Here is a 17,697-nt window from a genome sequence, read left to right as displayed (position 1 = left end):
TTTTTTGCCTGTATCGCTCGTAACGCTGGCTGCTCCAGCAGGCGTGAACGCGCACAATGAGGCGGATATTTTCCGCGCCACCCTCGTCGCTACTACAGTTGAATTGACAGTGCCGGCGGCCCCGGGCCACCGCACAGGGCTGTCCGTGGCGGCGGTACCCCAATCCCGGGACCAGTTCGCGTGTCAGGGAGATGCGAGATGTTGACGCTGCTCAATCTGCTTTCCGCCATAGCCCTGCTGATCTGGGGCACGCACATCGTGCGCACCGGCATCCTGCGGGTGTATGGCTCGCAGCTGCGGCGCGTGCTCAGCCACAACGTCGGCAAGCGGCCCATGGCGTTCGTCGCCGGTATCGCCGTCACCGCGCTGGTGCAGAGCAGCAACGCCACGGCGCTGCTGGTCACCTCCTTCGTCGGCCAGGGGCTGATGGCGCTGACCCCGGCGCTGGCGATCATGCTCGGTGCCGATGTCGGCACGGCGCTGATGGCACGGGTGCTGACCTTCGACCTGAGCTGGCTGTCGCCGCTGCTGATCTTCCTCGGCGTGGTGCTCTTCCTGTCACGCAAGCAGACCCGCGCCGGCCAGCTCGGCCGCGTGGCCATCGGCCTGGGCCTGATGGTTCTGGCGCTGCAACTGATAGTCGCGGCTGCCACGCCGATCACCGAAGCCAAGGGCATCCACGTGTTGTTCGCTTCGCTGACCGGCGACCTGCTGCTCGACGCCGTGGTCGGTGCGCTATTCGCGCTGGTGTCCTATTCGAGCCTGGCCGCCGTGCTGTTGACCGCCACACTGACCGGCTCGGGGGTGATCGGACTGCCGGTGGCCATCGGCCTGGTTATTGGCGCCAATATCGGCAGCGGCGTGCTGGCCTTTCTCAATGCCAGCATGCAAAGCCAGGCCGGCCGGCGCGTGGCGCTGGGTAGCCTGCTGTACAAGCTGATCGGCCTGCTGCTGGTGATCCCGGTGCTCGACCCATTGGTGCACTGGCTTGACAGTCTAAAGTGGCATCCGGCGGAACTGGTCATCGGCTTCCACCTGCTCTACAACACCCTGCGCTGCCTGCTGATGCTGCCCACCATCGTTCTCATGGCACGCTTCTGCAACTGGTTGCTGCCCGATCGCCCGGACGTGAACGCCGTGGCCAGGGCCCGTCACCTCGACCCCACGGCCCTGTCCACGCCTAGCCTGGCGCTGTCCAATGCGGTACGCGAAACCCTGCGCATCGGCGACCTGGTAGACAGCATGCTCGGCCACCTGCTCGATGCCCTGCGTGGCAGCCAGCCGATTCTCGGCAAGGACCTGCGCCGCCTCGACGACGACATCGATGCCCTGTTCACCGCGGTAAAGCTCTACCTTGCCCAGGTGCCACAGGCAGACCTGAGCGACGCCGAGCGCCGCCGCTGGGCGGAGATCATCGAGTTCTCCTCGAACCTGGAGCGTGCCGGCGCCATCATCGAACGCATGCTCGGCAAGATCCAGGACGAGAAGACCGCCCAGCGCCACGCTTTCTCGGAAAGCGGCCTGCTGGAGCTCACCGAACTGCATGAACGCCTGCAAGGCAACCTGCGGCTGGGGCTGTCGGTGTTCTTCTCTGCCGACGCCGATGCCGCTCGCCAGCTACTGCGCGAGAAGCGGCGTTTCCGTATCCAGGAGCGCCGACTGACGCATTTACATGTCGAACGTCTGCACAGGCAGGTGGTCAAGAGTCTGGAAACCAGCTCACTGCACCTGGAACTGATCGACGACATGAAACGCCTAAACTCGCTGTTCTGCGCAAGTGCCTACGCTGTACTGGGCAACCATGAAACCGGCGCCCTGCTCGCCGAAGAAGGTGGCGAGTAGTGCGCTGCACCGCCCGCTCACTGGCGCTGCTGCTGGGCCTGTTGCTGTGCAGCCAACTGTGGGCGGCCGACCGCCTGAAGGTCGAAGGCTACCCGCTGGACAACGGCCTGCAGCTGATCCTCAAGCCCACCACCGAGCGCGGCCACGTGTCGATCCGCCTGGTGGTCGGGGTCGGCTTCGACCAGTTCGACTGCGACCACAAGGAGCTGCCGCACCTGCTCGAACACCTCTTGTTCAGCGGCATCGACGACAGCGGCGAAGCCGGGCTGGAAGCGCGCATGCAGGCGCTGGGCGGCGACTGGAACGCCTACACCCGCGACAGTGACACCACCTTCGTGCTGGAAGTACCGGCAGCCAATCAGCGTGCCGCCCTCGACCTGCTGCTCGCCGCGATCTTCAATACCGAGCTGAACCAGGCGCGCATCGAAGCCGCCAGGCGGGTGATCGGCCATGAGAATGGCGAACACCCGGCCGCCTGGCAGCGGTTGCTGGACGTCGCGTCCGGCAACGATGACGCCAGCGAACAACTGGCCGTGGAACTGGGCCTTGCATGTGCAACCCCTCATTCCCTCGACCACCTGGAAGCAGAGGCGCTGGAGCGCCTGCGCAGCGAGTGGTACGTGGCCAACAACATGACCCTGATCATGGTCGGCGACCTCGACCGCCGCCTGCCCGCCTACCTCGAACGGCGCTTCGGCGAACTGCCGCCCGGCCCCATGCCCGAGTTGCGCGAGCTGCCGGAAAGCACCGGCAAGGCCGAACCCGAACGCACGCTGCGCAACGGTCTGGTCGGCGAAACGGCCAAGGTGCACCTGATCTTCGCCGAACCCTGGGTCGGCGAGCTCGACCACGGCACCTGGCAGTTGCTGCGCGATTACCTGCAGTGGGCGGTGTACCGCGAACTGCGCCTCGAACACGGCCTGGCCTATGGGCCGAGCGTCGAGCGCAGCGGCTATGCCAGCGCCAGCTTCTTCAGCATCAACGCCGAAGTGGCGCGCGGCGATGTCGACGAAACCCTGCAACGCTTGCGCGCCCTGCTGCAGGGGCTGGCCCGCGACGGCCTCGACGCGGATACCGTCGAGCGCCTGCGCAACGTCGCCCTCGCCAGGCAGAGCTGGACGGTGCAGGGCAACACCGCGCTTGCCGATTACTACTGGAGCTCGCTCGGTGACTACGAGGACGGCCGCTTCGCCGACCCCGCCAAGCAATTGCGGCAGATCCACACCGCCCAGCTCGACGCCGCACTCAACCTGCTGCTGAAACAGCCGACCTACCAGCGGGTGGAAAAACCGCTGCTCGGCACCCACGGTCTGATCGCCTGCGCCGTCGGGTTCGCACTCTTGGTCTTGCTGGCCATCGGCGGGCTGGTCGGGCTGCTGCGCAGGCGCCCCTAAGCAGCCTTGCGTCTGCTGGGCGCGATGGCCTGCGGTATCCCAGGCGCTGGTCCAGCCCGGCGATTGCTCAGCAGGATGCCGAGGATAACCAGCCCACCGCCCAACACCATTGCCAGGCTCAGACGCTCGCCGAGCAACAGCACCCCCGCCACCACCGCGGTCAGGGGATTGAGCGCGATAAAGGTACCGGCCCGTGTCGCACCGATGCGCTGGATGGCGTCGTAATACATCACATAGGCCGCGGCCGAGCCCAGCACGCCGAGGTACAGCAGGCACGCGGCATCCACCAGGGACAGGCTGCGCAGTGCGGTCATGTTCATCTCGCCCATCCACAGCGCGGTGCCAGTCAGCATCAATGCACCGGCGATCACCGAGTAGCACACGGTGTGCAGCGCGCCGATCGCCTGCACGATGCCCTTGCAAAACACGCTGTACACCACCCAGCTCAGCACGCAGCCGAGGATCAGCGCATCCCCCCGCCACTGCCCCAGGCCTGGGGCAACCTCCAGGGGCGCGCGGGCGAAAATGACCACCCCGGCACCGAGCAGGCACAGCGCAATGCCGAGCATCTGCAACGCGGAAATTCGCTCCCTGAAGAACAGGTACGCGCAGAGCGCCATGACGGCCGGGTTGCTGGCGACGATCAACGAGGCTCTGGAGGCGTCGATATGGCTCAGCCCCGAAAAGAAGAACAAGTTGTAGGCATAGATGCCGGCCAGGCCGAGACCGACGATGTGCAGCGCCTGCGCTCCGCTCACACGGACGAAGCCGCGCCGCGACGCCGCCAGAAAAGCCACCAGTACCGCGGCAGCGAGGATGAAGCGCAGGCTGGCCAGCAGCACCGGGTGGAGGTCGCTGGACATATAGCGGCCGGCAACGAAGGTGCCGCCCCAGAGGATGGAAACCAGTGACAGCTTCAGGTAGGTCAGCATCTCGGGGGAGGCGCGACTCGTAGCGTTTCTGGGCATGAAGGCTCTATCGCAACGGGGGATGGGTGGGCTGCAGATTCCGAGCGCCGAGCAGACGGCGGCAAGCAGCTGGCGCATACTCGTGCAGATGCGCAGTCATAAGGAAATGAGCGATCACTCATGGGCAACCAACCATCATGACCCTCACCCAACTTGAAATCTTCTCCCTGGTAGCGGCCCGTGGCGGCTTCACCTCGGCGGCAGCCCAGCTCGGCATCTCGCAATCCGGGGTTTCCCATGCCATTCGCGCGCTGGAACAGGAGCTGGGCGTGGAGTTGCTGCATCGCCATCAGGGTCACACCGAACTGACCGACATCGGCGTACGCCTGCTGCAACGCGCCCAAGTGATACTCGGCATGGCGGAAACCATGCGCCAGGAAGCGCTGGATGCACGGGGCATGAAACAGGGCACGCTGCGCATCGGCTCCTTCGGCCCGACCGCCTCGATACGCCTGCTGCCAGCCATACTGCAGGCCTATCGGCTGGCCTACCCGGGCATTGAAGTACACGTCGACGAAGGCCCGGATCGGCAGGTGCTGCAGTGGCTGGACGACCGGCGCATCGACGTCGGCTTCGTGGTGCTGCCCGAGGACCGCTTCGACACCTACCCGCTGCTCGAAGACCAGATGGTCGCCCTGCTGCCACGCGACCATCCGCTGACGCGAGAGGCCGCGGTGCCGCTCAAGGCGCTGTGCAGCGATCCGTTCGTGCTGACCGAAGCCGGCTCCAGCGAGATCGTCTCGCGGCTGTTTCTCGCGGCCCGCCTGCAACCCAACATCCGCTACCGCACCTCCCAACTGCTCAGCACTCTGGAGCTGGTCGGGCGTGGCGAGGCGATCGGTATCGTGGCGGCGTCCTCGCTACCGCTCGGTGAAGATGCCTCTTACGTGACGCGCCCGTTGGTACCGGCGAGCCCGCGCCGCGTCGGCCTGGCCGTGGTGGACGCGCGGCAGTCATCGCCCGCCGCCAGGGCTTTCATCGAACTGGCGCAGACCTGCCCGTGGCTCGGCCCACACAAAAAACCCCGGACGAACCGGGGCTGATTGCGAAGCGCCGACTGAGCCTTACTCGATGATGTTGAACTCGCTCAGGTACTCGGTGGAGATCTCCAGGCCCAGGCCGGGCTTGTCGTCATCCAGCTGGATGTAGCCGTTGACCGGCGCCGGCTCGCCCTTGAACACGTAGTAGAACAGCTCGTTGCCGACTTCGACGTCGAACACCGGGAAGAACTCGGCCATCGGCGAGGCGGTGGTCGACATGGTCAGGTGGTAGTTGTGCATCTGCCCAGCGTGGGGGATCACCGGCACCGACCAGGCTTCAGCCAGGGCGTTGATCTTGCGGGCCGCGGTGATGCCGCCGACGCGGTTGGTGTCGTACTGGATCACGTCCACGGCGCGGCGCTCGAGCATGTCCTTGAAGCCGTAAGAGGTGAATTCGTGCTCGCCGCCGGAAATCGGCATGATGCCCATCTTTTTAAGCTCGATATAGCCTTCGATATCGTCGGCGATCACCGGTTCTTCCAGCCAACGCGGCTCGAATTCGGCAAGCTTGGGCAGCATGCGGCGCGCGTATTCGAGGGTCCAGCCCATGTAGCACTCGAGCATGATGTCGACATCCGGGCCAGCCAGTTCACGCAGCGCGCGCACCTGTTCGATGTTGCGGCGCATGCCAGCCGGGCCGTCTTTCGGGCCGTAACCGAAGCGCATCTTCAGCGCGGTGAAGCCCTGGTCGAGGTAGCCCTTGGCCTCTTCGAGGAACAGGTCGAGGTTGTCGTTGGCGTAGAGCTTGGAGGCGTAGGTCCAGATCTTTTCCTTGGTTCGCCCGCCGAGCAGCTTGAACACCGGCTTGCCGACCGCCTTGCCCATGATGTCCCAGATGGCGATGTCGATCGCCGAAATCGCTGCCATGCCGATGCCCTTGCGGCCCCAGGCGTGGCTCTGGCGGTACATCTTCTGCCAGATGTATTCGTTGTCGAACGGATCTTCGCCGATGGCGATGGGCGCCAGGTAGGTGTCGATGATTTCCTTGGCCACACGCGGCGCCAGGGCGCAGTTACCGATGCCGACGAGGCCGTTGTCGGTCTCCACTTCCACCACCAGCCAGCCGTGGAAACGGAACGAGCCCATGGCGTCGCCCTTCTCGAAGAGGATGTCGCTGGCGTTGGTGCAGAAGTGGGCCTGCGGCGGCACGACCTTGCCCTTCCATTCGAAGACGCGGGTACGGATGGATTTTATTTTCATGTTCACAGCTCCTTTCACTACGTAATGGCGATCAGCCGATACGCGCTGCATTCAGCGGCGCGGCTGGGGTGGTTGAGGGACGATTGAGACGGTGGACCGGAAGGGACAGGAGCCGTGGTCGGCTTGTGCGGTGGTCGAGGCCAGTGCCTCTACCGATGGGCTGCATGTCATGGTCATTCCCTTCTTTGCCGGTGATCGCCTTGCGAGGACTCAAGGCGGGCTTCTTATTGGTTTACCGAGACAGCCAGCGCTGCCTGTTGCCGCCGACTCTAGCTAGCGCCTCCGGCGGCGGATAATCACTTATGCGCATTCAGTGATAACCACAGGAAATGCCTTGAGCGAGAAAACCCGTCAGCACGTTATCGGCTCCCGTCCGCCAATGGATTTACCGGGCGAGTCGTCGAATCCTGGGCAAACGCCGCCCCGGCCAGAGCCAATGGCCCGACATGCACAAGGGGAAACCAGCACACAGGCGTCGCCAGCAATCGGGCGCGCACACCGACCAGGGCTAATCCTCCAGCTCGATCCGGTAGAAATCCCTGGCGTTACGCCAGAAGAAGGCATCACGCTGGGTGCTGTCGTAGTCCTCCAATACGGCGTTCATCGCACTGACCAGATCGCCGTAACCGATGCGTAAACCGGCCACCGGGTAATTGCTGGCGAACAGGCAGCGCTCGATGCCGAACAGCGCCAGGGTTTCCTCGATCACGCCGCGGTTGCTCTGCAGCGTCCAGGGCTCATCGCGCAGCCCGAGCTCGGAAATTTTCACACGGACATTCGGCTGCGCCGCCAGCGCCTGCATGCCGCGGCGCCAACCTTCGAGCCCCGCCGCGCTGCGATCCCAGGGAAAACCCATGTGGTTGAGCATGATAGGCACACCGGGAAAGGCCGCAGCGACCTCGGCCGCCTCCTGCAGGTGCCAGTACGGCACGCGCAGATCCCAGGACAGGCCGTGTTTGGCCAGCAGCGCGAAGCCGCGCAGCCAGGCCTCATCCTGCATGCTGCCGGGCTGACCACGCACGCTGGCCGCCAGCTCGGGCCGTGAGGCCGTCACCGGCTTGCTGCGAATACCCCGCAAGAGAGGAAATTCCAGGTGCCGACCGAGAACATCTGCGCACTCCGGGCGGTGGAACCAGACGTGGGCCACCACCGCATTGGGAAACCCGTAGCGTGCATGCTGCTCATGCACCCAGCGGGTTTCCGCGACCTGATCGGCGCGGTCGTGTTCGGCCTCACAGTGCACCGTGGCCAGCACCCGCTGGCCGGCGCTGTCGGCCAGATAATCCTCTGCCAGGTAGTTACGGCGCAGCTTCGCGTAGTCACCGAGGAAGAAGCCGGGGTCGACCTCATCCTGCAGCCAGGGGTAACGATGAGTGTCGAGGTTCCACAGGTGGTGGTGGGCATCGATCAATCGCTGCCCATCCGCTGCATGCGGCAGACCGAGACGCTGGTGCAGGCACTCGGGCATTTCAGTTGGCCTCGCGCACACGCTGCAGTTCGGCCTGCCAGGCCTTCAGGAAGTCGGCGTCGAAACTGCCGCGCACCTGCTCGGTGACGACCTTCGCCTGATCAACGAAACGCTGGCGCTGCTCATCAGTGAGGGTGTTGACCTGCATGCCGGAGGCTTTCAGCTCGGCCAGCTTCTCGCTGTTGGCCTGGCGGGCCAGCTGGCGCTGTTCGGCACGCGCCTGCTCGGCAGCCTTGCGCACCTGAGCGCGCTGGGTGTCGTCGAGCGAATCCCAGGTCTTCCTGCTCATCAGCAACACATAGGCGGTGTAGATGTGTTCGCTGACGGTCAGGTAATCCTGCACTTCGTTATAGCGCTGGGTGGCGATCAGCGAGACGGGATTTTCCTGGCCGTCGATGGCGTGCATCTCCAGCGCGCCGAACACTTCATTGATCGGCATCGGCTGAGCATTGGCGCCCAGGTGATCGAAGAAGGTACGGAAGATCGGGCTTTGTACGGTGCGGATCTTCAAGCCCTTGAGGTCTTCCCATTTCTCGATGGGCCGCTTGCTGTTGGTCAGGTTACGGAAACCGATCTCCCAGAATCCAAGGCCGACCAGGCCCTTCTCTTCCAGCTTGGCCAACAGCTGCTGCCCCATTGGCCCGTCGAGCATGGCGTCCACTTCAGCGGTGGAGTTGAACTGGTACGGCAGATCCAGCACGCCGAAATCCTTGACCAGCCCGACCAGCGTCGGCGCGCCCACCAGTGCGAACTCGACGGTGCCCGCCGGCAGTGCGCCGAGCATCTGCACGTCGTTGCCGATCATCGCCGAGGGGAACACCTTGACGTTCAGTGCACCGTCGCTGCCGGTTTTCAGGTGCTCGGCGAACAGCTTGGCGCCTTGCGGGCCGGGTGCATCGATGGGGTCACCGGCGCTGAGCTTGAAGGTGCGCTCCTGCGCCTGTGCGGCACCGCCCGGCAGCAATAGCGCGAGGCTCAGGGCAGCCACACCGCGAATGAAAAGGTTACTCATGAGGACTCTCCGATGATGACGGGACTTCAGCGCACGATGACCTGCGACACATCCGGCTCGAGCAGCGTGTGGAAGTAGCGCTGGAAGGTGAAGGTCTGCAGATCCAGCATGCCCACGCGCTGATCCTTGAGGGTGACGAACGCCAGGTCACGGGTCGGGTGCAGGCTCATGGCGATGGCGTAGGTGTCCAGCTCGATGCGGTGGATTTCTTCCAGCGCGGTGTTGAACACCGAGATCGAATGCTCCGCGTAGTTGGTCACGTAGAGGCGCTCGTGGCGATCCAGATAGATGCGCGTCGGGTCGGAACCGGTACGGCCGCGATGGGTAACTTCGAGCGTCTCGACATCCACGGCGACGATGCTGTTGTCGCCACGGGTAGCCACGTACAGAGTGCGCTCGTCACGGCTGAAACAGTTGCCCTCGGGCATGCTGCCCGGCTGCACCGGCAGCGGCGCGACGGTGGGGTCCTGCGGTTTCAGCCGGGTGATGGTGTTGCTCAGCAGGTTCAGGGCGAAGGCGGTCTCGCCACTGCGGGTCAGTGCTACCAGATGGCTTTTGTAGCCGCCGGATGGAATCGCCCGATCCGGCACGTTCTTGAGGTGCGGCTGGTCGAAGATCAGCAGGGTCGAGTCGCCTTCGCTGAGCACGTAGAGGCGATCCTGATCATCCATTGCCAGGCCGTGCGGACGACGGAACGGCCAGATGCTCAGGGTGCGCACGTGCTCGCCCTTTTCCAGGTCGATGACGAACACCGAGCAGCCACCCTCGCCTTCGTGACTTGAGGTTTCAATGCCGTAGTGGCCCACATAGGCGAAGCGGTTCTGCGAATCCACCACGAACTCATGGGGGAAATCCGGCAGGCGGATGTGCTTGATCGCGTCGCCAGTCGAGACGTCGTAGAAGCTGAAGGTGTGCGCGCATTTCTGCACCAGTAGAAGAATTTCCTGACTCATCATGTCGATTCCTGAAGGCGGCGCCGAGACGCCGCGAAAGAGTGATTGGCACTCAACGCTGAGCGTCGATGGCCTCGAGCAAATCACTGCCGTGCTGTTTGATGAAGGTTTCGCGCAACGGCGCGGAGACGGCTTTGCGGAAGGCTTCGCGGTCGACGTTCTTCTCGATCTGCATGCCCTTGGCTTCCAGCTCGACGAGGAACTTGCTGTCGTTCTCGGCGTTCATCTTGCGCTGCGAACGGCCGGCGGCGCGTGCCGAATCCACCAGCAGTTTCTGCTGGGCTGCGGGCAGCGCGTCGAACTTCTCCTTGTTCATCACCACGATCAGCGCGGTATAGGCGTGATGGGTCTGCGACAGGTACTTCTGCACTTCGTAGAAGCCCGAAGACCAGGTGATGCTCAGCGGGTGCTCCTGAGCATCCACGGCCTTCATTTCCAGGGCGTTGTAGAGCTCTGCCAGCGGCAGCGGCTGCGGGTTGGCACCCAGCAGGCGAAACGCTTCGATCTGCGACGGGTTGCTGGAGGTGCGGATTTTCAGGCCTTTGACGTCATCCGGCACACGCACCGGTTTGCGCGAGTTGGTGATGTCGCGAAAGCCTACTTCCCAGTAAGCCAGGCCCTTGAGGTTATGGGTTTCCAGGTCGTCGAGCAGCTTCTGACCGATCTCGCCGTCCAGCACGCGGTAGGCGTGGGCGCTGTCGGTAAACACGAACGGCAGGTCGAGTACCGACATGCGCGGGGTCAGGCCGCTGAAGTTGGGCGTACCGGACATTTCCAGTTCGATGGTGCCGCCGCGGACACCGGCGATCATCGCCTGGTCGTTGCCCAGCATGCTGTTGCCGTAGGGACGTACCACCAGCTCCCCGTTGGAGCCATCCTTGATCAACTGGGCGAATTCCTTGGCCGCCACGCTCTGGGTGTCGCTGTCCGAGCCAGCGAAGCCGAAACGCAGGGTGGTCGCCGCATCGGCCCGCCATACAGAGCACGCCAGCAACAACAGGCAGCCACATACACGCAGTTTGTTCTTGTTGTTTTTCATCGTTTCTTCCTTGCAATGAGGTAAACGGAGCGTTACGGGAGGAACCAGCGCATCGGCGTCATCACCAGTGCGGGGAACATGATCAGCGACGAAAGCACCACCAGATGGGCGAACAGGAACGGCATCACACCGCGCATCACGCCATCGAGGGGTACCTTGCCAACGCCGCTCATGACGCTGAGCACGTTGCCGATTGGCGGCGTGATCAAGCCGATGGAAGTGTTGAGGATGAACAGGATGCCGAAGTACACGGGATCGATGCCGGCCATCTTGATCACCGGCATGAACACCGGCGTGAGGATCAGCACGATTGGCATCAGGTCCATGGTGGTGCCAACCAGCAGCACGATCAGCATGATCACCACCAGCAGTAGCTGCGGACGATCGATCAGCGGTTCGAGCAACCCGCTGACCAGCATCGGCAGCTCGGCGATGGTCATCAGCCAGGATGACACCAGCGCTGCGGCCACCAGGAACATCACCACCGCGGTGGTACGCCCGGCATCGAGGAACACCTTGAACAGGTCGCGAAACTTCAGCTCGCGGTAGACGAACAGCGAGATGAACAAGGCGTACATGGCAGCGACAGCGGCGGCTTCGGTTGGCGTGAAGATGCCCAGTTTCAGGCCACCGATGATCAGCACCGGCAGCATCAGCGCCCAGATACCTTCGGTGAACGCCTTGCGCACTTCCGACAGCGGGGCCCTTTCACCACAGGGCAGATCGCTCTTGCGCGCCAGCCACCACCAGGTTGTCCACAACGCCAGGCCCATCATCAGCCCCGGCACGATGCCGGCCATGAACAACTTGGTGATCGACACGCCACCTGCCACACCGAACACCACCAGCGGAATCGACGGCGGAATGACCGGTGCGATGATGCCGCCAGCGGCAATCAGGCCCGCCGAGCGGTTCGGGTCATAGCCGGCCTTGCGCATCATCGGCATCAGCATCGCGGCCACGGCGGCGGTATCCGCCACGGCCGATCCGGACAGCGAGGCCATGACGATGGCTGCGATGATCGCCACGAACCCGAGACCTCCGCGCTTGTGGCCCACCAGCGCCATCGGCAGCGCGACGATGCGCCGCGACAGGCCGCCGGCGTTCATCAGCTCGCCTGCGAGCATGAAGAACGGGATGGCCAGCAGTGGAAAGCTGTCGGCACCACTGACCAGGTTCTGGGCCAGAATCTGCGCGTCGAAGGTATCGAGCTGAATCATCAGCGCGACGCCCGCCAGCAGCAAGGCGAATGCCACGGGAATGCGCATGGCCATGGCGCCCAGCAGGGAGCCGAGGAACACCACGATGGTCATTTCGTCACCTCGGAAATCAGTACTTCTTCTGGGCTCTTGGGCATCACCAGATCCGGCGCGACATGGCGAAACAGCAGCAGGTACAGGCGATTGAGAATGATTGCCGACATCGCCACGCTGCACACCACACCGGCGGCGTACATCAGCCCCAGCGGCAGGCCGGCGACCGGCGACAGGTTGTCCATGTTGATGACCGTCTGCTTGTAGCTGCCGATCAGGAACAGGGCGCAGCAGAACAGCATCAGCAGTTCGGCGATCACCGCGCAGACGCGCTGGCCGAGGGCGGGCAGACGGCGGAACAGCAGGTCGACGCCCAGGTGTGCATTGTCGCGAAGGGCAATCACCGCACCGATGAAGGTCAGCCACACGAACAGGTAGCGCGCGCCCTCGTCGGACAGGGCGATGCCGGAGTTGAAGCCGTAGCGCAGCACCACGTTGAAGAACACCAGGGTGACCATGGTGCCCATGCAGAACACCACGATGCTTTCGAACAGGCGGGACATCAGCAGCGTCAGCAGGCGCATGGCAGATCCTCCGCCTGAGCCCGTACGCCGCGCACAGGGCGGCTCATCGGCAGCCGCGGGGGCTGCCGATCATTGCGGTATGCGATAGCCATGAAAGGCTCCTTGTTATTGTTGTTCTCGGCAACAGCGTGGCGCGATCAGCCGCGCCGGCGGCTCCCCATGCGGCAGGCGATCTCGAAGGCCTGGCGGGTAGCACCGACATTGGCCTTGCCCTGCCCGGCGATATCGAACGCCGTGCCGTGAGCCGGCGTGGTGATGGGGATTGGCAGGCCGCCCTGCACCGTGACGCCGCGGGAGAAGCCCATCAGCTTGATCGCGATCTGGCCCTGGTCGTGGTACATGGTCACCACCGCATCGAAGGCCTGGCTGTCGCCCTGAACCTTGAGAAAGATGGTGTCGCCCGGGTATGGGCCGATGGCCTCGATGCCCTGCTCGCGAGCGCGCTGAACCGCAGGGCCGATGATGTCCAGTTCCTCGCGGCCGAAGCTGCCGTTGTCGCCGTTGTGCGGGTTCAGGCCACAGACGCCGATGCGCGGTTTTTCCAGGCCATTGCGCTTGAGCGCGGTGTCGATCAGGCGAATCGCTTCGATCACCCGATCCTGGCTGAGCATGCCCGGCACTTCGGCCAGCGCGACGTGAGAAGTCACCCTGGACGTCCACAGGTTGTCGAGCACGTTGAATTCGCAGAACGGGCCGTCGAAGCCCAGGTATTCGGCGAACCAGTGCAGCTCATCGCTGTGGCCCATGTCGGCCATGTGCAGAGAGGTCTTGTTCAGTGGCCCGAACAGGATGGCGTCGGTCTTTCCGTCAGCGGTCAGGCGCAGCGCCTGTTTCAGGGTATCGAGGCTGTAGCGGCCGCCAATCACGCTGGCTTCGCTGCGCGGGAACTCGCCCTCGGCGCCGCCGCGAAACGGCAGCAGCAGCGGCGTGTCATCGCTGAACGCCAGCGTGTCGGTCGAGTCGATGAGACGATACGGGAACGACAGCCCGGCGATGTCCATGCCGCGGCGTACCTCTGCTTCATCGGCAATCAGCACCACCTGCGCCTTGCGGCGCACGTCCGGCTCGGACAGCAGGCGGGCGATCAGCTCCGGGCCGATACCGGCCGGGTCACCCAGCACCATGGCGAGACGGGGAAGAGTCGGGTTGCTCATGCGGTTGTCCTCAAGTCAGAAGATGCGTCCGGCAGGCGGATGACATCGGGCACGGTGCGCCGTGCGTTACGGTAGAAAAGCGGGATCTGCGGCCTGTCGATCAGCGTGCGCGCGGCACGCTGCTGGCGGTCCGCGCTGAAAGCGAGTGCACGTGGCGGCCAGACGCAGACCGCCACGACGCTGCAGGCGATCAGCAGCGGCACGGCTGGGCTCACACCCGCTCGTGCCGAGACGACGACAGGCAGCAGCGCATGGTCGATCAGGACGATCACCGTGAAGAGAAAAAGGGTGACGACGATGGGCCAGTATGCCGGGGCAAACCAGCGGTCTGGCGACTGACCCTGGCGTGCCTGCATCGACAGGTCAGAGGATTGGAACTGGGTCATGGGAAGACCTCTGCGTTGTTGTTCTTGTAGTGCCGGGCAGCCATTGGCCGTTGGGCTGAGACAAACTATCGGCCGGCACAACGATAACCGTCTAATCAAAGCTTCTCATACGGACATAGCCTGGGGTTATCGCTGGGCTGATCGAGAACCCATAACCAGGGGCTATCGGAGTATCAGTTATTTTGAGTAGACGCTTATCGATTGGCTTTGCAGACTCGGGGTAACTCATAACAACGACAAAAATGAGGTGCCCCCCATGCACATTGCCCGTATGCGTCATGTTCCTGCCCTGCTGGCGGCCTGCAGCCTGCTCTGCGCGGCCCCGCTCGCCGCCCTGGCAGACTGGAAGCCCGAGAAGAACCTGGAGATCGTCGTCGCGGGTGGCCCTGGTGGCGGTACCGACCAATTGGGTCGGGTGATCCAGTCCGCCATCAGCCAGCACAAGCTGCTCGACGTCAACAGCGTGGTGTTCAACAAGGGTGGCGGCAACGGCGCTGAAGCCTTTCTCGAGATGAAGCTGGCCGATGGCGATGCCCACAAGCTGGTGATTGGCACCAACAACGTCTACCTGCTGCCGCTGGTAGCCAAGCTCGGTTACCAATGGACCGACCTGACCCCGGTCGCCGCCGTGGCCGAAGACGACTTCATTCTGTGGACCTACCAGGGCTCCCCCTGGAAAGACGCTGCCGCCTTCAAGGCTGCCCTGGCCAAAGACGCCGCGAAGATGCGCATCGGCGGCAGCCAGTCCAAGGACGTCGACCAGACCCTGTCGCTGCTGCTTGGCCAGCAGGCCGGCACCAAGATCACCTACATTCCCTTCAAGAGCGGCAGCGAGGCCTCGACCCAGTTGGCCGGCAAACACATCGCCGCCAACTTCAACAACCCGGCGGAAAGCCTCAGCCAATGGCGTGGCGGCCAAGTGGTGCCGCTGTGCGTGTTCAGCCAGCAGCGCATGATCTATACGCAGAAGGTCACCGAGACCCAGTCCTGGGCGGACGTACCGACCTGCAAGGAGCAGGGCCTGGGCATCGAACAGTATCGTTTCCCGCGCACCGTGTTCCTGCCGGGCGGCGTCAGCGACGAGCAGCGCGCGTTCTACGTTGAGCTGATGCGCAAGGTCAGCCAGACGCCCGAATTCAAGGCCTACGTCGAGCGTTCCGCGCTGGCGCCGACCTTCCTGGCGGGCCAGGAACTGGTCGATTACATCGAGAAGGATCGCGAGCGCGTCACTCCCGTGTTCAAGCAAGCCGGCTGGCTGCGCGAGTAATCGCGCCTACCTCGCCCGGAGCCAGACAGGCACCGGGCAGCCCTGCACACCGCGAGGAGACCCTCATGTCCAACACCACGGATACGCCGCTGGTCGCCACCCGCTGGGTGGAAATCGGCCTGGCGCTGTTCACCGCCGCACTTGGCAGCATCGTCATGTTCGGCAGCATCGACATCGGTATCGGCTGGGGCGATAGCGGTCCCGAGGCCGGTTATTTCCCCTTCTATATTGGCTTGCTGATGACCGCAGCCAGCATCGGCAACCTGATCCTGGCACTGCTGCGCAACCCGGTCATGAGTGCGGCCTTCGTCAGCCGCAAGGCCTTCGGCCAGGTGCTGGCAGTGTTCCTGCCAATCGTCCTGTACGTGGTCGCCATGCCGTTCGCTGGCATCTACCTGGCCTCGGCGGTGTTCATCGCCTGGTTCATGTGGCGTGACCGCCAGCGCAGCACGCCGTATGGCCTTCCCATCGTGGCGGCGATTTCCTGCGGCGCTGCGCTGGCCAGCTACCTGATCTTCGCGCTGTGGTTCAAGGTGCCGCTCGACAGCGGTGTGCTGGGTGACCTGGTGGCCGTCGCCGGAGGGCTGCCGCGATGAGCGAAATCGACTCCCTCATGCAGGGCATGGCACTGATCCTTACGCCGCACCACATCGGCCTGATGGTCATCGGCGTGCTGCTCGGCATTCTCGTCGGCGTACTCCCCGGCCTGGGCGCCCCCAACGGGGTCGCTCTGCTCCTGCCGCTGACGTTCACCATGGAGCCGGTGTCGGCAATCATCCTGCTGTCGTGCATGTACTGGGGCGCGCTGTTCGGCGGCTCGATCACCTCGATCCTGTTCAACATTCCGGGCGAACCCTCGTCGGTGGCCACCACCTTCGACGGCTACCCGATGGCCCGCAACGGCCAGGCCGGCGAAGCGCTGACCGCAGCCTTCACCTCGGCACTGCTCGGTGCGCTGGTCGGCGTGCTGCTGCTGACCTTCCTGTCGACGCGCATCGCCGAGTTCGCCATGGCGTTCAGCTCCCCCGAGTTCTTTGCCGTGTACCTGCTGGCGTTCTGCACCTTCATCGGCATGAGCAAGAACCCGCCGCTGAAAACCGTGGTGGCGATGATGATCGGCTTCGCCATGGCTGCCGTCGGCATGGACACCGTGTCCGGCGAGCTGCGCCTGACCTACGACCAACCGTGGCTGCTGTCGGGCCTGAGCTTCGAAGTGGCGGTGATCGGTCTGTTCGGTATCGGCGAGATTCTCTGCACGGTCGAAGAAGGCCTGGTGTTTCGCGGCGAGCGCGCGCGCATCACGCCGATGACCATATTGCGCACCTGGGCCAAGCTGCCGCGCTACTGGCTGACCTGGCTGCGCAGTGCCCTGGTCGGCTGCTGGATGGGCGTTACCCCCGGCGGGCCGACCGCGGCCTCGTTCATGAGCTACAGCCTGGCGCGGCGTTTCTCCAAGAACCGCGACAACTTCGGCAAGGGCGAAATGGAGGGTGTGATCGCCCCGGAAACCGCCGACCACAGCGCCGGCACCAGCGCCCTGCTGCCGATGCTGACATTGGGCATCCCTGGCTCGGCCACCGCCGCAGTGATGCTCGGCGGCCTGATGATCTGGGGCCTGCATCCTGGGCCGACGCTGTTCGTCGAGCAGCACGACTTCGTCTGGGGCCTGATCGCCAGCATGTACCTGGGCAATGTGGTCAGCCTGATCGTGGTATTGGCGACGGTGCCGCTGTTCGCCTCGATCCTGCGCATCCCGTTCTCGATCATCGCACCGATCATCATCATGATCTGCTCGATCGGTGCCTATTCGGTGCACAACTCGATGTTCGACGTCGGCCTGATGCTGATCTTCGGTGCCCTGGGCTACCTGTTCAAGAAGCTCGGCTACCCCATCGCCCCGCTGATTCTCGCCGCGGTGCTGGGCGACAAGGCCGAAGACGCATTTCGCCAGTCGATGCTGTTCTCCGATGGACAATTGTCGATCTTCTGGTCCAACCCGCTGGTTGGCAGCCTGACCACCGCGGCACTGGTGATGCTGTTCTGGCCGCTGCTGGCCCGAGGGCTCAAGGCACTGCTCGGCTTGCGCCAGGCCAGGCAGGCTCGCCATGTCTCGTGATCGCCGCCAGGCCGGGCTGTT

General features: G+C 64.1%; 16 protein-coding genes. 6 read left to right on the top strand and 10 right to left on the bottom strand.

The features are described from left to right. Positions 1 to 198 precede the first annotated feature (198 nt). Both ACZ0AV_RS18970 and ACZ0AV_RS18965 read left to right on the top strand, forming a co-directional pair. Positions 199 to 1,842, top strand: coding sequence for a Na/Pi cotransporter family protein (locus ACZ0AV_RS18970; protein WP_499152467.1), 1,644 nt, complete (start codon positions 199 to 201; stop codon positions 1,840 to 1,842). Beyond that, positions 1,842 to 3,236, top strand: coding sequence for a M16 family metallopeptidase (locus tag ACZ0AV_RS18965; RefSeq protein WP_499152466.1), 1,395 nt, complete (start codon positions 1,842 to 1,844; stop codon positions 3,234 to 3,236). Before ACZ0AV_RS18970 ends, ACZ0AV_RS18965 begins: the two co-directional genes overlap by 1 nt. Here ACZ0AV_RS18965 and ACZ0AV_RS18960 read toward each other — a convergent pair. Beyond that, positions 3,233 to 4,204 (bottom strand): DMT family transporter, encoded by a 972-nt coding sequence (locus ACZ0AV_RS18960; protein ID WP_499152465.1) that lies wholly within the window; start codon positions 4,202 to 4,204, stop codon positions 3,233 to 3,235. The two genes, ACZ0AV_RS18965 and ACZ0AV_RS18960, sit on opposite strands and share 4 nt — an antisense overlap. Before the next feature lie 137 nt (positions 4,205 to 4,341). Between ACZ0AV_RS18960 and ACZ0AV_RS18955 the strand changes: the two genes are divergently transcribed. Continuing rightward, positions 4,342 to 5,247, top strand: a complete 906-nt coding sequence (locus ACZ0AV_RS18955) for a LysR family transcriptional regulator (protein WP_499152464.1) — start codon at positions 4,342 to 4,344, stop codon at positions 5,245 to 5,247. A 21-nt stretch (positions 5,248 to 5,268) separates the two neighbouring features. Here the strand turns inward: ACZ0AV_RS18955 and ACZ0AV_RS18950 are convergent, their stop codons facing one another. From ACZ0AV_RS18950 to ACZ0AV_RS18910, 9 genes are all read right to left on the bottom strand, one after another. Further along, positions 5,269 to 6,444, bottom strand: coding sequence for an L-rhamnonate dehydratase (locus ACZ0AV_RS18950; RefSeq protein WP_499152463.1), 1,176 nt, complete (start codon positions 6,442 to 6,444; stop codon positions 5,269 to 5,271). 508 nt (positions 6,445 to 6,952) lie between these two features. Next, positions 6,953 to 7,912: an amidohydrolase family protein gene (locus ACZ0AV_RS18945; protein ID WP_499152462.1), complete on the bottom strand. Its 960-nt coding sequence runs from the start codon at positions 7,910 to 7,912 to the stop codon at positions 6,953 to 6,955. 1 nt (position 7,913) lies between these two features. Beyond that, positions 7,914 to 8,924, bottom strand: a complete 1,011-nt coding sequence (locus tag ACZ0AV_RS18940; RefSeq protein ID WP_499152461.1) for a TRAP transporter substrate-binding protein — start codon at positions 8,922 to 8,924, stop codon at positions 7,914 to 7,916. Positions 8,925 to 8,950: 26 nt separating this feature from the next. Beyond that, complete coding sequence (locus tag ACZ0AV_RS18935) at positions 8,951 to 9,880, bottom strand: YncE family protein (protein WP_499152460.1); 930 nt, start codon at positions 9,878 to 9,880, stop codon at positions 8,951 to 8,953. Positions 9,881 to 9,929: 49 nt separating this feature from the next. Further along, a complete protein-coding gene (locus ACZ0AV_RS18930; RefSeq protein ID WP_499152459.1) occupies positions 9,930 to 10,916 on the bottom strand; it encodes a TRAP transporter substrate-binding protein in 987 nt (328 codons plus the stop codon). A gap of 32 nt (positions 10,917 to 10,948) precedes the next feature. Further along, a complete protein-coding gene (locus ACZ0AV_RS18925) occupies positions 10,949 to 12,229 on the bottom strand; it encodes a TRAP transporter large permease subunit (RefSeq protein ID WP_499152458.1) in 1,281 nt (426 codons plus the stop codon). Continuing rightward, complete coding sequence (locus tag ACZ0AV_RS18920) at positions 12,226 to 12,753, bottom strand: TRAP transporter small permease subunit (protein ID WP_499152457.1); 528 nt, start codon at positions 12,751 to 12,753, stop codon at positions 12,226 to 12,228. Before ACZ0AV_RS18920 ends, ACZ0AV_RS18925 begins: the two co-directional genes overlap by 4 nt. A gap of 137 nt (positions 12,754 to 12,890) precedes the next feature. Next, complete coding sequence (locus ACZ0AV_RS18915; protein ID WP_499152456.1) at positions 12,891 to 13,907, bottom strand: 4-hydroxythreonine-4-phosphate dehydrogenase PdxA; 1,017 nt, start codon at positions 13,905 to 13,907, stop codon at positions 12,891 to 12,893. After that, entirely contained in the window at positions 13,904 to 14,293 is a 390-nt protein-coding gene (locus ACZ0AV_RS18910; RefSeq protein ID WP_499152455.1) for a hypothetical protein, read from the bottom strand. The genes ACZ0AV_RS18915 and ACZ0AV_RS18910 overlap by 4 nt, the downstream gene beginning before the upstream one ends. Before the next feature lie 256 nt (positions 14,294 to 14,549). Here ACZ0AV_RS18910 and ACZ0AV_RS18905 point away from each other — a divergent pair, with 256 nt between their 5' ends. From ACZ0AV_RS18905 to ACZ0AV_RS18895, 3 genes are all read left to right on the top strand, one after another. After that, a complete protein-coding gene (locus ACZ0AV_RS18905) occupies positions 14,550 to 15,560 on the top strand; it encodes a Bug family tripartite tricarboxylate transporter substrate binding protein (RefSeq protein ID WP_499152454.1) in 1,011 nt (336 codons plus the stop codon). A 65-nt stretch (positions 15,561 to 15,625) separates the two neighbouring features. Continuing rightward, on the top strand, positions 15,626 to 16,156 hold the full coding sequence (locus tag ACZ0AV_RS18900; protein WP_499152453.1) for a tripartite tricarboxylate transporter TctB family protein: 531 nt from the start codon (positions 15,626 to 15,628) through the stop codon (positions 16,154 to 16,156). Then, a complete protein-coding gene (locus tag ACZ0AV_RS18895) occupies positions 16,153 to 17,676 on the top strand; it encodes a tripartite tricarboxylate transporter permease (protein ID WP_499152452.1) in 1,524 nt (507 codons plus the stop codon). The genes ACZ0AV_RS18900 and ACZ0AV_RS18895 overlap by 4 nt, the downstream gene beginning before the upstream one ends. The last annotated feature ends 21 nt before the right edge of the window (positions 17,677 to 17,697 follow it).

This window comes from Pseudomonas sp. AC532 (genome assembly GCF_979258965.1).
The sequence above is the reverse complement of the archived record's forward strand: the minus strand, read 5'-3'. Positions and strand labels throughout refer to the sequence as shown.

Bases quoted from the DNA above. Each gene is read 5' to 3' on its own strand.
- ACZ0AV_RS18970 (WP_499152467.1), top strand. From the start codon at position 199: ATGTTGACGCTGCTCAATCTGCTTTCCGCCATAGCCCTGCTGATCTGG.
- ACZ0AV_RS18960 (WP_499152465.1), bottom strand. From the start codon at position 4,204: ATGCCCAGAAACGCTACGAGTCGCGCCTCCCCCGAGATGCTGACCTAC.
- ACZ0AV_RS18955 (WP_499152464.1), top strand. From the start codon at position 4,342: ATGACCCTCACCCAACTTGAAATCTTCTCCCTGGTAGCGGCCCGTGGC.
- ACZ0AV_RS18950 (WP_499152463.1), bottom strand. From the start codon at position 6,444: ATGAAAATAAAATCCATCCGTACCCGCGTCTTCGAATGGAAGGGCAAG.
- ACZ0AV_RS18945 (WP_499152462.1), bottom strand. From the start codon at position 7,912: ATGCCCGAGTGCCTGCACCAGCGTCTCGGTCTGCCGCATGCAGCGGAT.
- ACZ0AV_RS18940 (WP_499152461.1), bottom strand. From the start codon at position 8,924: ATGAGTAACCTTTTCATTCGCGGTGTGGCTGCCCTGAGCCTCGCGCTA.
- ACZ0AV_RS18935 (WP_499152460.1), bottom strand. From the start codon at position 9,880: ATGATGAGTCAGGAAATTCTTCTACTGGTGCAGAAATGCGCGCACACC.
- ACZ0AV_RS18930 (WP_499152459.1), bottom strand. From the start codon at position 10,916: ATGAAAAACAACAAGAACAAACTGCGTGTATGTGGCTGCCTGTTGTTG.
- ACZ0AV_RS18925 (WP_499152458.1), bottom strand. From the start codon at position 12,229: ATGACCATCGTGGTGTTCCTCGGCTCCCTGCTGGGCGCCATGGCCATG.
- ACZ0AV_RS18920 (WP_499152457.1), bottom strand. From the start codon at position 12,753: ATGCGCCTGCTGACGCTGCTGATGTCCCGCCTGTTCGAAAGCATCGTG.
- ACZ0AV_RS18915 (WP_499152456.1), bottom strand. From the start codon at position 13,907: ATGAGCAACCCGACTCTTCCCCGTCTCGCCATGGTGCTGGGTGACCCG.
- ACZ0AV_RS18910 (WP_499152455.1), bottom strand. From the start codon at position 14,293: ATGACCCAGTTCCAATCCTCTGACCTGTCGATGCAGGCACGCCAGGGT.
- ACZ0AV_RS18905 (WP_499152454.1), top strand. From the start codon at position 14,550: ATGCACATTGCCCGTATGCGTCATGTTCCTGCCCTGCTGGCGGCCTGC.
- ACZ0AV_RS18900 (WP_499152453.1), top strand. From the start codon at position 15,626: ATGTCCAACACCACGGATACGCCGCTGGTCGCCACCCGCTGGGTGGAA.
- ACZ0AV_RS18895 (WP_499152452.1), top strand. From the start codon at position 16,153: ATGAGCGAAATCGACTCCCTCATGCAGGGCATGGCACTGATCCTTACG.